Genomic DNA, 14,606 nt, shown 5'->3' with positions numbered 1-14,606 from the left:
GATGACAAAGTAAGAAGGAGGCTCCGGCCGGGATGACCATGCAGTAGCAAGTTTTAATTTCTTCTGCCTCTCTATGTGGATACGGCCTAACGCGGCAGGTTTTCGACGGCCTGGCCGACACGGAAGAGCGTGCTCTCATCGAAGTGCTTGCCGAGGATCTGCAGACCGACCGGCAGACCATCGCTGGTCGTACCGCACGGAACCGACAGGCCGCAGATGCCGGCAAGGCTCGCCGTCACCGTGTAGATATCGGCAAGGTACATGGCCATCGGATCGTCGGTCTTCTCCCCCAGCTTGAAGGCAGCGGTCGGCGCGGTGGGAGTCAGGATCGCGTCCACCTGGCCGAAGGCGGTAAGGAAGTCGTCGGTGAGCAGACGGCGGACCTGCTGAGCCTTCTTGTAATAGGCGTCGTAGTATCCGGCACTGAGCACATAGGTGCCGAGCAGGATACGACGCTTGACCTCAGGACCAAAGCCGCCTTCGCGCGAGAGGCGGTACATGTCCGAGAGCGTCTTTGCATCCGCGGCACGATAGCCGTAGCGGACACCATCGAAGCGGGCGAGGTTGGAGCTGGCCTCGGCAGTCGCGATGACGTAATACGTCGGCACCGCATAGCGGGTGTGCGGCAGCGAGACCGGCACAATTTCGGCTCCGGCCGCACGCAGCTTTTCGATTGTCTCCTCGACGGGACGGCGCACCTCCGGATCCAGGCCTTCGGCGAAGTACTCGGCCGGCACACCGAGGCGCAGACCGGCAACGCCACGATCGATCGATGCGGTGTAATCCGGCACCGGCGCAGTGGACGAGGTGGCATCCATCGGATCGTGTCCGGCGATGGCGCCCAGCACCAGCGCGGCATCGCGCGTCGAAGAGGTAAAGGGGCCGATGCGATCCAGCGATGAGGCAAAGGCGATCAGTCCATAACGCGAGACGCGGCCATAGGTCGGCAGCAGCCCCACCACGCCGCAGAACGATGCCGGCTGGCGGATGGAGCCGCCGGTATCGGTGCCGAGCGTAGCCAGGGCCATGCCCGCGGCCACTGCTGCAGCCGAACCGCCGCTCGAACCGCCAGGAACGCGGTCGGTATCGTGCGGATTGCGGACCGGACCATAGGCCGAGTTCTCGTTCGACGAGCCCATGGCAAATTCGTCGCAGTTGATCTTGCCGAGCAGCACGGCGCCAGCCTCCTGGAGGCGGCGGACGGCAGTGGCCGTATAGGGCGGATGGTAGCCCTCGAGAATCTTCGAGCCGGCCGTGGCCGGCTGGCCTTCGACGGCGAGGACATCCTTGATTCCGATGGGAATGCCGGCCAGCGGTCCGGTGACTTCACCGGCATCCACACGGCGGGCCTGGGCCAGCGCGCCATCACGATCCCTGGAAAGGTAGGCATTCACCACGCCGTCCTTGGCCTCGATGGCGGACAAGCAGCGCTCGGTCAGCGCAACCGCGGTCTCGCTCCGGCCAGAGAGGCTCGCCAGGGCCTCGGAGATCTTCGGCAATCCAGCTTCAACAAGATTCTTCGACATATGCTTTCTTCGTCCTCGCGTAACGCGGGTGAGGGCACCGCATGCCCGGTGCGAGCGCGTTAGCGCTCAATAACCTTGGGGACCTTGAAGAAGACGCCATCGGAATCCGGCGCACTTTTCATGACACGATCCCGCTCAAGAGAGGGGCGGGGCTGATCGGCACGCAGGGCATCCTGCGCGGCCGACGCCTGCAGCACCTCGGCCACCTGGGCCATCGGTGGGATGTTGGCGGTATCCAGCTCATTGAGCTGCCCGACGTAATCGAGGATGGAGCTCAGATCACGCTGCATGGCCTGTTCTTCCTGCGGGGTCAGCTGCAGGTGGGCCAGGTCGGCGACCCGGCGGACTTCTTCGCCTGCTACTCGTTCCTTCACGGTCATCTCACTCCCTGTATACGAACTGCGACAGCAAAATTATAAATTGGCGCATCCCCGGCCCCGGAAGCACGCATCCCTCTTTACAAGCCGGAGAAATCAGGGAGAAAAGCAGAAGAATTTTCCCCTGATCACCATGCTCTGGTGACCGGAGAACATAATCTGTTCTCTCGCAGTTACAAAACGGTCATCTCTCGACCATACAGTTGCTTACCATGTTCCAGTACGGGTCGTCGAAGGGAAGTGCACTGTTTACTTCCGCCTGATTGACAGATACGATGAAAGGGCTCGTTCCGATCTGGCCGGATATTCAAGAGTATTTCCTAGATACCGGATTGGCCAGACAGGGTTGACCTCTATTTGCGGGACACGCGCGTGCACGTTCAACGCGGTCTCCGCTTAAGCGGATAAAGATCGAAAGCGTCCCAGAAAAAGGCGCCGATAACCCGGAAGACGAAGGGTTTTGCCACGCAAACCCGGTAAGCAGAATAGAAGCCAGCGGCCAGCACCAGAGAAGCCAGCAGCCATACCAAACTAAAGCCGTATTTCTGTTTCATTTCGGAGCAGGCATTCCTGAGGCCGCTGAGGCACCGCTCTCGAATGGCACCCCACATCGCATTTTGCCTGGAACGATCCTGTAACAGAAGCGTCCTGTCTCTCAGATAAGAGATTTTCGATACGAAGAGATCTTTCTTGATTGCCACTCGGTTACCGGAATCGAAGAGCACTTAACGAGTTCACACTCTCTCACCCGTAAGACTCGATTCACTCTTACTCATCAAGCGCATGGCGACACCAGAGCTTTTTAATTCTGAAGTTGGCTACCCCGAGGATGCGCAGCGCAGCGACGTTGTTTATCCGGAGTTTGCCGCCGTACAGCCATTGGCTGTCCCGGCCAATCTCCCGATCGCCTCTTTTGCCTATCGATTCATCAAACCAGCGATTGAGCTGACGATCATCTTTCTGACGCTGCCCATTCTGCTCCCGCTGAGCCTATTGATCGCATTTGCCATCTGCGCCACTTCGCGCGGCTCTGCGCTCTATCGGCACCGCCGCCTGGGCCAGTTCCAGAAACCGATCTACGTGTGGAAGTTTCGCACCATGTACCAGGACAGCGACCGGCTGCTCGAGCAGTATCTGAGCACGGATGCCGAGGCGCGCCGCGAATGGTCCGAATGCCATAAGCTGAAGCGCGATCCGCGTATTACGCCGATCGGACATCTCCTGCGCTCTACCAGCCTGGATGAGATCCCCCAGCTGCTGAATGTCCTGGCTGGAGAGATGAGCATCGTGGGTCCTCGTCCGATTGTGGACAAGGAGAAGAGCAAGTACGGCATGTACCTGCAGATGTTCTCCTATGCGCTTCCCGGCATCACCGGCCTATGGCAGGTCTCGGGGCGCTGCGACCTCAGCTACGAGAAGCGCGTGCAGCTCGACGTGAAATACGTGACCCGCTGGAACCTGTGGATGGAAGTGAAGATCCTGCTGAAGACGGTCTTTGTGATGATCCACCGCGAAGGCGCCTACTAGCGCGTCTTTATGCTGCAAACATTTTGGGGTGGCCCGGCCTAGCCGCGTGCCACCCCAAGTGTTTTCAGGATGCCCCGCATCTCGGCGTCCCATGCGGGCAGGCTCACTCCGAAGCGGGCCGCAAGCTTTTCATTGGACAGCACCGAGTTTGCCGGCCGCCTGGCAGGCGTGGGGTACTCCGAACCGGGGATGCCGGTCACCGTGGCCCACCCTTGCTCCCGCGACGGGCCAGCTGCGGCGAAGATTGCCTGGGCGAAGCCGGACCACGAGGTCTCTCCGGCGCAGGTCATGTGATAAACGCCGCCCTCTGTATCCTCGCCTGCGCCCTCCACCCCTGCGGAAGCGAGCACTGCCTTCGTGCCCTGGGCAATGGCGCGGGTCGATGTGGGTGCGCCGTACTGGTCGTTCACAATCCTGAGCTCATCCCGCTCGGCGCCAAGCTTCAGCATGGTGCGCAGGAAGTTTTTGCCCTCCGCGCTCACCACCCAGCTGGTACGGAAAATCAGCGCCCGCCCTCCGGCGGAGAGGATATTCCGCTCCCCTTCGAGTTTGGTTGCGCCATAGACATTCAGCGGGCTGGTTGGATCGTCTTCCACCCAGGGGCCGCGCTTGCTGCCGTCAAAGACATAATCCGTGGAGTAATGGACCAGCAGTGCTCCGCGCTTCTTTGCTTCTTCGGCGAGCACTCCCGGAGCTTCGGCATTGATGCGCGCCGCCAGCTCCGGCTCGGACTCGGCCTTATCTACGGCGGTGTACGCTGCCGCGTTAAGAATGAGCTGCGGTGCGAAGGAGGCTACGGCATTGCGCACCTGATCGAGATCGGCGAGATCGCAGCGGTCGCGGCCGAGAGCCTCGACAACGCCGTCTCCGGCGAAGACGCGTTGCAGCATCTGTCCCAGCTGCCCGTTTGCTCCCAGGATGAGAATGCGAGGGCGCTGCTCCGCACTCACGCGAAGACCTCCGCCGAAGCAAAGCGCTGACCCTGCTGATCCTTATCGGAGACGACGGCCTGCGCAGTATCGATCTGCCAGTCGATAGCCAGATCGGGATCATTCCAAAGAATGGTCCGCTCGCCCTGCGGCGCGTAATAGTCCGTGACCTTATAAGCAAAACCGGCGCGCTCGGAGAGCACGGCGAAGCCATGGCCAAAGCCTGCCGGAATCCAGAGCATCGCTGCGTTCTCGTCCGAAAGCTCTACGGCAACATGCTTGCCGAAATGCGGCGAACTCCGGCGCAGGTCAACAGCGACATCGATCACCCGGCCGAAGGCAACGCGCACGAGCTTCCCCTGCGGCTGGACCACCTGATAGTGCAGGCCGCGGACGACGCCCTGCTTCGAGACCGAGAAGTTGTCCTGCACCCAGCGCGTGGGCAGGCCAGCCTCCTGCATTACGCGCTCGTTGTATGTCTCACAAAAGGCGCCGCGCGCATCGGAGAAGACGCGCGGGGTAAAGAGCAGCACGCCCGGAAGGGCGGTTTCTGTCACAGTCATGGTGCTAAAGAGCCTCGGGAATCACAGTCGTATCGGCAGCCAGGGCCAGGAGATATTGCCCATAACCGCTCTTCCGCACCGGCGCGGCAAGGGCGGCGAGCGCTTCGCGCGTGATGTAGCCGTAGCGGTAGGCGATCTCTTCGGGGCAGGCAATCTTGAGGCCCTGCCGCTTCTCGATGGTCTGGATGAACATGCCGGCCTCGAAGAGCGAATCGTGCGTGCCGGTATCGAGCCATGCCATGCCGCGGCTCATGACCTCCACATCGAGCTTGCCGGCTTCGAGATATTTCTTGTTCACATCGGTGATCTCAAGTTCGCCGCGCGGCGAGGGCTTGAGGTCCGAGGCGATCTGCACCACGTCGTTATCGTAGAAGTAGAGACCGGTAACAGCGAAATGCGATTTCGGCTTCTCGGGTTTCTCTTCGAGACTCACCGCGCGGCCCTGCGCATCGAACTCGACCACGCCGTAACGCTCGGGATCGTGCACCTGGTAGGCGAAGACGGTAGCGCCGCTGGTCCTCTCCGCAGCGCGCTTGAGCTGGCCGGAGAGCGAATGGCCATAGAAGATGTTGTCCCCGAGAACGAGCGCGCAGGCATCGTTGCCGATGAACTCCTTGCCGATCAGAAAGGCTTGCGCGAGGCCATCCGGGCTGGGCTGCACGGCGTAGCTCAGCGAGATACCCCAGCGGCTGCCATCGCCCAGCAGCTCGGCAAAACGCGAGGTGTCCTGCGGCGTGGAGATGATGAGGATCTCGCGAATACCCGCCAGCAGCAGCGTGCTGAGCGGGTAGTAGATCATCGGCTTGTCATAGACCGGCAGGAGTTGCTTGGAGACCACGTGCGTAACGGGATAGAGACGCGTGCCCGAACCACCGGCGAGAATGATTCCCTTCATAGCGAGAGCCTTTCTGCCCCAAGCCTTTCCTTATAGTTCAGTTCGATCCATTGCTGGTACGCGCCGGAGCGGATCTCATTCACCCAATCGAGATGCTCGAGGTACCAGGTGACCGTGGCGCGAATGCCGGACTCAAAATTCTCCGACGGCTTCCAGCCGAGCTCGGTCGAAATTTTGTCGGCGTTGATCGCATAACGGCGATCATGGCCTGGACGATCCTTTACATAGGTAATCAGACCGCGCCGGCTGCCGATAGCGGCGTCCGGACGAAGCTCATCGAGCAGGTCGCAGATGGTGTGCACCACGTGGATGTTATTGCGCTCGCTGTTGCCTCCCACGTTGTAGGTCTCGCCCAGGCGGCCGCGCTCCAGTACGGTGCGAATCGCCGTGCAGTGATCTTCGACGAAGAGCCAGTCGCGAATATTGAGGCCATCCCCATAAACCGGCAACGGCTTGCCCTCAAGCGCGTTGAGGATCATCAGCGGGATGAGCTTCTCCGGGAACTGGAAGGGGCCGTAGTTGTTCGAGCAGTTGGTCGTGAGCGTGGGCAGACCATAGGTGTGGTGATAGGCGCGCACGAGATGGTCGGAACCTGCCTTTGACGCGGCATAGGGACTGTTGGGCGCGTAGGGCGTGGTCTCAGAGAAAGCAGGATCGTCAGGACCAAGCGTGCCGTAGACCTCGTCGGTAGAGACGTGGAGGAAACGGAAGCGCTCTTTATCTCCGGCAGGCAGCTTCTCCCAGTACTGCTTCGCGGCCTGGAGCAGCGTGAAGGTGCCGAAGACATTGGTCTGGACGAAGGCATCAGGACCGGTGATGGAGCGGTCGACGTGGCTTTCAGCCGCAAAGTGCAAAATGGCTCGCGGCTGGAAACGCTCGAAGAGCGAGGCGACCAGGGAAGCATCACAGATATCGCCCCGGACAAAGTTGTGCCGCGGATTGCCGTCGAGCGAAGTGAGGTTGCCACGATTGCCCGCGTAGGTCAACGCATCGAGGTTGACCACTTCGGACTCCGTGTTCGCAACCCACTGCAGCACGAAGTTAGAGCCGATAAACCCGGCTCCCCCCGTGACAATGACACAGTCGTTCATACTTCTGCCCTTCCCGGAGAGCGGGCGAAGGCCGCCCTCCGACACATTACGAGACTCTTTCGACTAAATGACCGAGATGGCCGCCGCTCCCAGGGCCAGCTGCGAGAAGAGCTGCGAGAATTCAAGGAAACCGCGCAATTTCGTTGGCCCAAAGGTCTTCTCCGGAACCACTACCGTATCCCCTGGATAGACGGGCGTGGCGTCGAAGGTGTTCCCCCACACGCTGCTGGCTGCCTGGCGGCTGATGACCGAGCCATCGGCGCGGATCAGGAAGATGTGCTTGCGATCCGCCTCGCGGTTGGGGCCACCGGCCAGGCGGAGATAATCGGCGAGCTTGCTGCCGGAATGGAAGACGTAGGAGTTCTGGTCATAGACCGAGCCGACGACGTTGATACCGGCCGGGCGCGACGGCACGATGAACGCATCCCCGTCCTCAAGCGGCAGATCGGGCAACGATGCGATGCCCGCACTATCCGGCTTGACCTGCAGCACCATACGACCGGTGGCACGGATTTGCTGCAGCTTGCTGATCAGCTCGCGTCCGGCAATCAGAGCGGCGTTGGCGCTGGCAATATCCTGCGCCGAGGCAACCGCCGAGGAGGTCTCTGCCAGAGTGCCGCGGGAGATTTCCAGCTGGATCTGGGAGATGTACTGGTCGAGGTGCTCCTGCTGGATGACGCGCGTGGATTCGCGCGTGAACTGCGAGCCATAGAGGTAGGCATCGGGCGACAGGCCACCGGCCCGCTCGACGAGCTGGCGCAGCGTCTCGCCGGGCTTCACGCTGTAGACACCGGCATGGACGAACTCTCCCTCGAGGCGAACGAACTTGGTCTGCTGCGCGAGCGGCACATGGATATCAGCCTGCGAAAAGATGCTGACGACATCTCCCGGCTCAAGCGCGAGGTTCTGGCCGGGATCGTGCTCGAGGACCAGCTTGCCCAGATCGAAAGGAATGAGCGAAGTTTTGAGATTGTCCTTGTTGAGCCGCTCGATGACTGCGTAGCTCCAGTCGATCTCAGGCGCCGACAGCTGCACCGTGGTACGGTGCTCACCGGGCAGCGCGGTCTTCTGCTGCACCAGGCCGGCTTCACGCTCTGGTACCGTGCCTTCATTCGCGGCGTGGTCCTGCGGATCGATGGGCCAGCCGAGCGCATCGGTGGGCTGCGCGCCGCTGATGGCGCCGAGTGTACCTGCATCCTGGCCGCTGCCCGGTTCAGTGGCATAGTTCAGCCACGCGGAGTTCGCGGGCACATCGCTTGTGCTGGAGTTATTGGCTTTGGCTGTCTGGGCCTTGGCGGAATTGGGATCGTAGATACAGGGGCGAGTATTGGTCGCCAGGGCGCTCTCCGCGCCGCTGCCGCTGCCCGCATTGTCCACGTAGAGGCAGTCGGGCAGCTTGCGCGCCAGCGACTGTGCGCGGAAACGCAGGTCGACGGAAGTATTTGGCTGCGACTGCGCCGTGAGATACGGCACCGGTTCGAACTCGGGAGCGGGAAGACCCAGCTGCGCGCGCTTCCACCAATAGTTGCGGGTAAGCAGCGAGTCCTTGTCCGGAATCAGATCCGCAAGATGCATGCCTTCGTGCCAGGCGAAGCGGCCAGGATTGGCGGTATTGCCGCGCAGGGTCACCGTCTTCTGATAGCTGGGCACGATGGAGAGCAGCCGCACCACATCTCCACCTTCCAGCACCGTGGAAAGACCGGTCGGATCATAGGCTACTTCCATAGCCTGCCGCTGCTGGTGATCGGCAATGCGGTCGATCGAAATACGGCTACCCGCAACAACCGTCGAGGCGCCACCTGCGGCAGAGAGTATCTCCTCGATGTTGGTATCGCCGCGCAGCTCATAAATACCAGGGCGGCGCACCGCGCCGGTAAGCGCCACCTGAGGACCGGCCGGCGGAATGTAAATCACGTCGCCCGATTCGACCTTCACATCCTTCGACTTGTCCCCCTTGACCAGCAGGTCATAGAGATCGAAGTCCGCGATCGTCTGGCCGCCGCGCTTCAGGTAGACATGACGCAGTGAACCATTGACCGAAGGACCGCCGCTGGCGAAGAGCGCATCGACCAGTGTGCTGAGCGAGCTGATGGTATAGGTGCCGGGGCGATGAGCCTGTCCCACCACATAGACCTGCACGGCGCGAATCTGGCCGATGTCCGCGGTGAGATCGAAGTTGCGGTAGACGCGGGCAACGGCCTGACGAACATGCTGATCGAGAACCTGGAAAGGCAGCCCGGCCACATGCACGGGCCCAACCTGCGGCAGGTAAATCTCTCCGGAGCGATCCACACGGACGTTGGCGGTGAAGTTCACCTGCCCCCACACCCGGATACGCAGCAGATCGCCGGGGCCGATGACGTAATCCGGAGGCACCGGGGTCTGATCCACAGGAGCGAAGGTCGAAGGCCCGTTCTGAAAGAGACTGGCTCCGAAGATAGGCAGCATCTGCCCGGTGGTGCCGGCGACGAACTTCTGGAACTCCGTCAACGGCTGCGCGGGAAGGCGCTCGCCGAGCTGCTGCTGGCGTGCCACCTGCATGCCAAGAGCGGAGGTGTCGTTGTAATTCTGAGTCTGGCCCAGGCCGTTCTGCGTGCTCCCCAAACCGGATTGGGAGGCACTCGTCCCAGTCATGCCCTGGCCATACGCTCCACTGCTTCCCTGCTGCGTGGCACTCTGGCAGGCTGCCGAGCTTGAAAGCATCGGATCGGAGCATTCGCTCTGCGAGCTATCGGTGGTCGAGGAGTAAGGATCCGTAGACGTAGAAGTTTGCGCCATCCCGAGCTGCGAGAGCACGAGGAAAAACACGCCGGAGGCCAGAACCAGTTGCCTACGCATAAGTAAAAGAGCCGGCGCGTCCATACCAGAGGGGATGCCGCGATTCCAGCGAAACATACTCCTTGCCAAAAGTGAGCTGGCAACATGCTGCCGGCTCTGATTTTAGAGCGCGCTTATACCTCTGCACATTCTACCCCTCCGGCTTTACTCGACTGTAAGCGTAAGGCTGGCGGTATGAGTTACTCCCGGCGCGCTTCCGGTAACAGTCAACGTATAGGTTCCTGAGGGCGTACTGTTACCCGACGTGGTACCACCGCCTCCCGCTCCACCCGAGCCTCCGCTTGCGCTCACCCCGCAGGCGACAGGGGCAAGAAAAAGCACAAACAATGCCAAAAGGGAGAGCATCCGTCGGGCAGCCGGAGCGGTTTTGCGGCGGCGGACCGCCAGCCACGGCAGAGCCACGGCAAGCAGCAGGGGCGAGGCGCGCGGCATCAGGGCGCGGCTCCGGCCATCCATGGCCGTATCGGCCACGCCGGTTTCCACCGTCACCGTTGCCGAGGCAGTAGCATTCGCATTCAGGGCCACAGTTGCGGGATTGATGACACAGGTGGCATTCACCGGTGCGCCGGCACAGCTCAGGGAAACGGTGCCGGTCGATCCATTGACCGGAATGACCTGGACAAGATAACTGGCCGTCTGTCCGCTGGTGATCGTAGCCGTCGAGGAGCCGCTGACCTGCAGGGAGAAATCCTCCCCGCTGCCACTGAGCGCGACCTCGAGTGGAGAAGAAAGCTCCGCCGCGGTGATGGTGAGCTGACCGCTGCGGGCCCCGGCCTGGGTCGGCGAAAAGGTCAGGCTGAGCTGGCAGGCGCTCCCCGCTCCGAGGGAACTGCCGCAGCCGCCGGAAGTAGAAGCCAGGGCGAAATCGCCGGTGACCGCATATTGCAGAGCGCTGAGCCCGATGCCTCCGTTGTTGGTGACCGTCACCGTTTGCGGCGGGCTGGTCGCGCCGATGGCATAGTTGCCAAAGCTCAGCGAGACGGGTGTGGCCGAAATGCCCGCAGGCGCCACTCCGGCTCCCGTCAGGTTGATCGTCTGCACCCGCAACGCGTCACTCACGGTGAGCGTTCCCTGCGTGGAGCCCACGGCCTGAGGCACGAACTGGACGACGATGGCGCAGCTCGCATGACCGGCGAGCGAGGTCCCGCAATTATTGATGGCCTGGAAGGCTCCGGATACCTGCGTCGCAATGAGCTGCAGCGCCAGGTCTCCGCTGTTCGTGAGGGTGACGGCCTGCCCGGCGCTGGCTGTACCGATCACCTGCGCGGCAAAGGCCAGGCTCGCAGGCGAGAGCGTATCCGTCGGCACGGACTGCCCGGTGCCGGTGAGCGCGGCGGTCTGCGTCCCGGCACTATCCACCACCGTGAGCGTGCCGGTGCGCGTGCCCGAAGCCGTCGGCGCAAAGACCAGGCTTACGGTGCAGCCGGTATTCGCTGTCAGCGTGGTGCCGCAGGTATTGGCTGCGATGGAGAAATCGCCGCTCACCGTTTCGCTCGCAAGCGCCGCCGTGGAGCCGCCGGTATTCGACACCGTCACATTGCTGGCGGGAGACGTGCTGCCGATGGTCGTCGCGGGGAAATCGACCTGCACCGGATTGAGGATGATAGAAGGCGCGGCAAGGCCGGTCCCTGAGAGCGGTACGGTCACCTGCCCGGAGGAGATATTGGCATAGAGCGTCAATACGCCACTGCGCGCGCCCGTAACAGCAGGCAGGAAATACACCTCGACCACGCAGGCGTCACCGGGCGCGATCGGGCTGGAGCAGGTATCGGACTCGGAAAAATCTCCGGTCACGGTGATCTGCGAGATATTGAGCGACAGGGAGCCGGTATTGTTCACCACCAGCTGCTGCGGCGCGCTTTGCGTAGAAACAGCCTCGGATGCGAAGTTCAGCGAGGCCGGGGTGACGGACATGGTGGTTTGCACCGTGGCCGCGCTGACCAGCGGAATCTGCCAGATGCCACGCCCATAGGTGGCCGCGCGCAGCACCGAAGTTGCACCGTAGTTATAGACCGCAAGCTGCACCGCCGGAGCGTTGGGCAAGGCGGTGCCGAAGACAGACCAGCAATTGTCGGAGGCATCCAGGCAGTCGGAAACCTCCGTGGTCACATACACCCCCATATCCGTGGCCACGTACACGATATTCGCGTTATTCGGATCGACCGCGATGCTGTTGGCCGGCGCATTGGGCAGATTGCTGGTGAGGTTCTGCCAATGGGCTCCGCCATCTACGGAGCGGTACACCTTATCGACAAACACGGCGTTGTTTCCGAAGCCCTGCACCGTCACATAGACCGTATTGCCGGTGGAGTCGTGTGCGTCGACATCGATACTCGAGATATCGAAACCGCCGGGATTAAAGACCGTACTGTTCGAGGCCGGCAGGGTCACCGGCGAGAGCGCCAGATCGGTCCACGACGTCGAGGCACCGGAGGCCGAGTTGACCGAGGCGGAAAAGAGATGGCCGGGAATCGACTCGCCACCATCGAGAAGGCCGGCCAGCCCGGCATAAACCTGCTCCGAGACACCGGCGGCATCGCTGGCGCTTCCCGAGGCCGCGAGCGAGCGAATCTCGGCGTTGCCGTTGCACATCGACCCCTGATCGCCATCCAGCATCGAGCTCAACAGATTGCTGCTGCTCCAGTCTCCGATAGACGGGCCACGCCATATGCGGCAGGTGCCAAGGATGATGTTCGACGTATTCTGCGGATCGAGAATCCACGGCGCCGGGATCAGCTGCGTCCCGCCATCGCCGCTCACATCGCTGTTCCCGATGACGATCGAGCCGAATCCGGCGGTATTGCAGCCGGAACCTTCGGTACAGCGGTTGATGCCGACCCCGAATTCCGAGGTAGCGTACCAGTTCTCCGTCGACGCAGGATCGATGGCAGCGCCCGATCCATAGCCATCGAGCACCTGAAGCCAGGCCGAGGCACCCGATTGCGGCGCGGCCGTGCCGAGGTTGCCGAGCGAAGCCATCAGGTTGGCGCTGTCGGTTTCGTCCTCGGCCATGCTCTCTACCTCGGCCAGCGAGCCGAGCCCTTCGTTCAGGTTCTGAAAGTGCGTGGCATCGTCGCTCGAGCAGGCGGCCTGCTGCTGGTTCACCAGATCGGTCGTGCGCCAAAGGCCGCCGTCATTGCCGAAATAGAGAATGCCGCTTGCCGCTGCCGTGGCGTCGATCGCATGCTGTGCCGGAGCGACACCTGCGGCCATGCAGGTCTGGTCGTTCGTCGTATTGCGCCAGGCACAGGCATTGGCGAGGCTGCATCGGAAGAGATCGTAGGCCCCGGCAAAGAGCAGTGTGTCCTGCTGCGAAGGCACGGCAGCCAGCACGAGGTCGTAGGCCGCCTGCGGAATCGTCGTATCGCCATTGCCGGCTTCGAGAGCGGTGTCCGCGATCTGCGAGCCCCACTGCACGACCGGGTTCGCGCACGCATTGGAGCTGAGGCTGCACACATCGCGCCAGAGCCCCTGGTCCTGATTCTCCTGATCGACGGTGAGCGCGAAGAGATCGCCGGTCACCGGCTGCACGGCCAGCGCGCCGCGAAAGATCGGGCAGCCGATCGAGGCATAAGTGCCGGCATTGGTCGGGCAGTTCGCCGTGGTCAGCGCAGCCCCCGGCTGGTTGGCCATGCGCGTCCAGGTCACACCGTCCGGAGACTGGTAGTAGCCGTGATAGCGCACGGCGGCAAAGAACAGCTGCCGCAGCGGGTTCCACACCACCGCCGTGGCTGCGTTGCCGCCCCCGGTGATAGCCATCTGGCTGGACTGCACGACATTGCCCGACCCATCCGTGATGGTAGCCAGCTGCCAGCTCTTCCCGGCATCGAGCGAGTAATACAAACCGAGGATGCCGGTGGCATCCGAGGGAGCGTTGACGATGATGCCTTCCGCTGACGTGCTGACAGCAGCCACCACCGTGGATGGCGAAGCGGTGCTCCATGCGAAACCGGCAAAGCTGTTGCCGAGGAAGGTGTAGTTATTGTTTCCTCCCGTTTCCAGGTCGTCCGATTCGGCGATCAACGACCAGGTGAGACCGCCGTCTCCGGAGCGCAGAATACCGGCACCGTAGTAGGAGTCCGCAGCACTGTTCGGATCGCCGGTGCCGGCCAGCACGACGCCGGTGCCTCCAGGCTGCACGCTGAGAGCACCGATGCTCAACGAGACGCTGGAGTTCGCAGAGTAGGCCGCGAGCGTATCCGTAAGCGGGGCGAAGTTGGCTGCGCCCGCGGCGGCGGTCGATTTCCATACGCCGCCTCCGGTACTGCCGACATAGAGCGTGTTGCCTGTCGCGTCCGCAGGATCGGCAGCCAGCGCGGTCACGCGGCCGGTGACCAGGCCAAAGGATGCGGTAGAAACCTGCGCCGGTCCCACCGGCTGCCAGGCAGCGGAGAGAGAGGCATCGGCGGGATGAGCAGCTGCGTCAACAGCGGAGAAGCGAGGCGACAGGGCCTGCTGGCGGCGGGCGGCAGCCAGCGTCTGGTCCGGGCTTCGTCCGCCCGGCGTGAGACCGCGCTCCACCAGAAAACGCATCGCCTGCAGCCGGGCCAGCGCGGCATTCCCGAGCACCGGCGGAAGAAGATACGGCAGAGCAGCAGGCGGTGTCGGAGCCTGCTGTGCCATCAGCATCGGCACGCCGCATAGGACAACCCATGCCAGTATCGCCAGCATGCATTGCCGCAGCACCTGCTTCTTTTTCCAGGCTTCCCAGCCGAGCGTTCCCAAGGCGCACCCGTAGCCGGAGCTCCCGGCCAGCAGCACTCAGACGAGCGATGCCGACCGGGCCGAAAACGCGCATACTGCACGAGAGAACGGGTCCGGAGATCAGTGGGCCCATTATGGGCACGCTGCATGGCAGCG

General features: G+C 62.5%; 10 protein-coding genes. 1 reads left to right on the top strand and 9 read right to left on the bottom strand.

Annotation, left to right across the window (positions count from 1 at the left end):
• Nucleotides 1-86: 86 nt before the first annotated feature.
• The 3 genes from gatA to ESZ00_RS09090 form a co-directional block, all read right to left on the bottom strand.
• Nucleotides 87-1,526 carry an Asp-tRNA(Asn)/Glu-tRNA(Gln) amidotransferase subunit GatA gene (gatA, locus tag ESZ00_RS09100; RefSeq protein ID WP_129207765.1) on the bottom strand — a complete coding sequence of 480 codons (1,440 nt, stop codon included), beginning with the start codon at nt 1,524-1,526 and terminating at the stop codon, nt 87-89.
• A gap of 59 nt (nt 1,527-1,585) precedes the next feature.
• Nucleotides 1,586-1,906, bottom strand: a complete 321-nt coding sequence (gene gatC, locus ESZ00_RS09095) for an Asp-tRNA(Asn)/Glu-tRNA(Gln) amidotransferase subunit GatC (RefSeq protein WP_129207764.1) — start codon at nt 1,904-1,906, stop codon at nt 1,586-1,588.
• A 377-nt stretch (nt 1,907-2,283) separates the two neighbouring features.
• Complete coding sequence (locus ESZ00_RS09090; protein WP_129207763.1) at nt 2,284-2,604, bottom strand: hypothetical protein; 321 nt, start codon at nt 2,602-2,604, stop codon at nt 2,284-2,286.
• 82 nt (nt 2,605-2,686) lie between these two features.
• Here ESZ00_RS09090 and ESZ00_RS09085 point away from each other — a divergent pair, with 82 nt between their 5' ends.
• Entirely contained in the window at nt 2,687-3,430 is a 744-nt protein-coding gene (locus ESZ00_RS09085) for a sugar transferase (RefSeq protein WP_129207762.1), read from the top strand.
• Nucleotides 3,431-3,468: 38 nt separating this feature from the next.
• Here the strand turns inward: ESZ00_RS09085 and rfbD are convergent, their stop codons facing one another.
• The 6 genes from rfbD to ESZ00_RS09055 all read right to left on the bottom strand — a co-directional run bounded on the left by rfbD (nt 3,469) and on the right by ESZ00_RS09055 (nt 14,417).
• Nucleotides 3,469-4,380 carry a dTDP-4-dehydrorhamnose reductase gene (gene rfbD, locus ESZ00_RS09080; RefSeq protein ID WP_129207761.1) on the bottom strand — a complete coding sequence of 304 codons (912 nt, stop codon included), beginning with the start codon at nt 4,378-4,380 and terminating at the stop codon, nt 3,469-3,471.
• Nucleotides 4,377-4,922, bottom strand: a complete 546-nt coding sequence (gene rfbC, locus ESZ00_RS09075) for a dTDP-4-dehydrorhamnose 3,5-epimerase (RefSeq protein WP_129207760.1) — start codon at nt 4,920-4,922, stop codon at nt 4,377-4,379. Before rfbC ends, rfbD begins: the two co-directional genes overlap by 4 nt.
• Before the next feature lie 4 nt (nt 4,923-4,926).
• A complete protein-coding gene (gene rfbA / locus ESZ00_RS09070) occupies nt 4,927-5,817 on the bottom strand; it encodes a glucose-1-phosphate thymidylyltransferase RfbA (RefSeq protein ID WP_129207759.1) in 891 nt (296 codons plus the stop codon).
• The gene (gene rfbB / locus ESZ00_RS09065; RefSeq protein ID WP_129207758.1) at nt 5,814-6,908 is read right to left on the bottom strand and encodes a dTDP-glucose 4,6-dehydratase; all 1,095 of its coding nucleotides are present in this window, start codon (nt 6,906-6,908) and stop codon (nt 5,814-5,816) included. The genes rfbA and rfbB overlap by 4 nt, the downstream gene beginning before the upstream one ends.
• A 63-nt stretch (nt 6,909-6,971) precedes the next feature.
• Complete coding sequence (locus ESZ00_RS09060) at nt 6,972-9,686, bottom strand: SLBB domain-containing protein (protein WP_164981414.1); 2,715 nt, start codon at nt 9,684-9,686, stop codon at nt 6,972-6,974.
• A gap of 204 nt (nt 9,687-9,890) precedes the next feature.
• On the bottom strand, nt 9,891-14,417 hold the full coding sequence (locus tag ESZ00_RS09055) for a choice-of-anchor D domain-containing protein (protein ID WP_229741066.1): 4,527 nt from the start codon (nt 14,415-14,417) through the stop codon (nt 9,891-9,893).
• Nucleotides 14,418-14,606 lie beyond the last annotated feature (189 nt).

This window comes from Silvibacterium dinghuense, from assembly GCF_004123295.1.
Lineage (GTDB): Bacteria > Acidobacteriota > Terriglobia > Terriglobales > Acidobacteriaceae > Silvibacterium > Silvibacterium dinghuense.
This window is presented reverse-complemented; position numbering and strand designations above follow the sequence as displayed.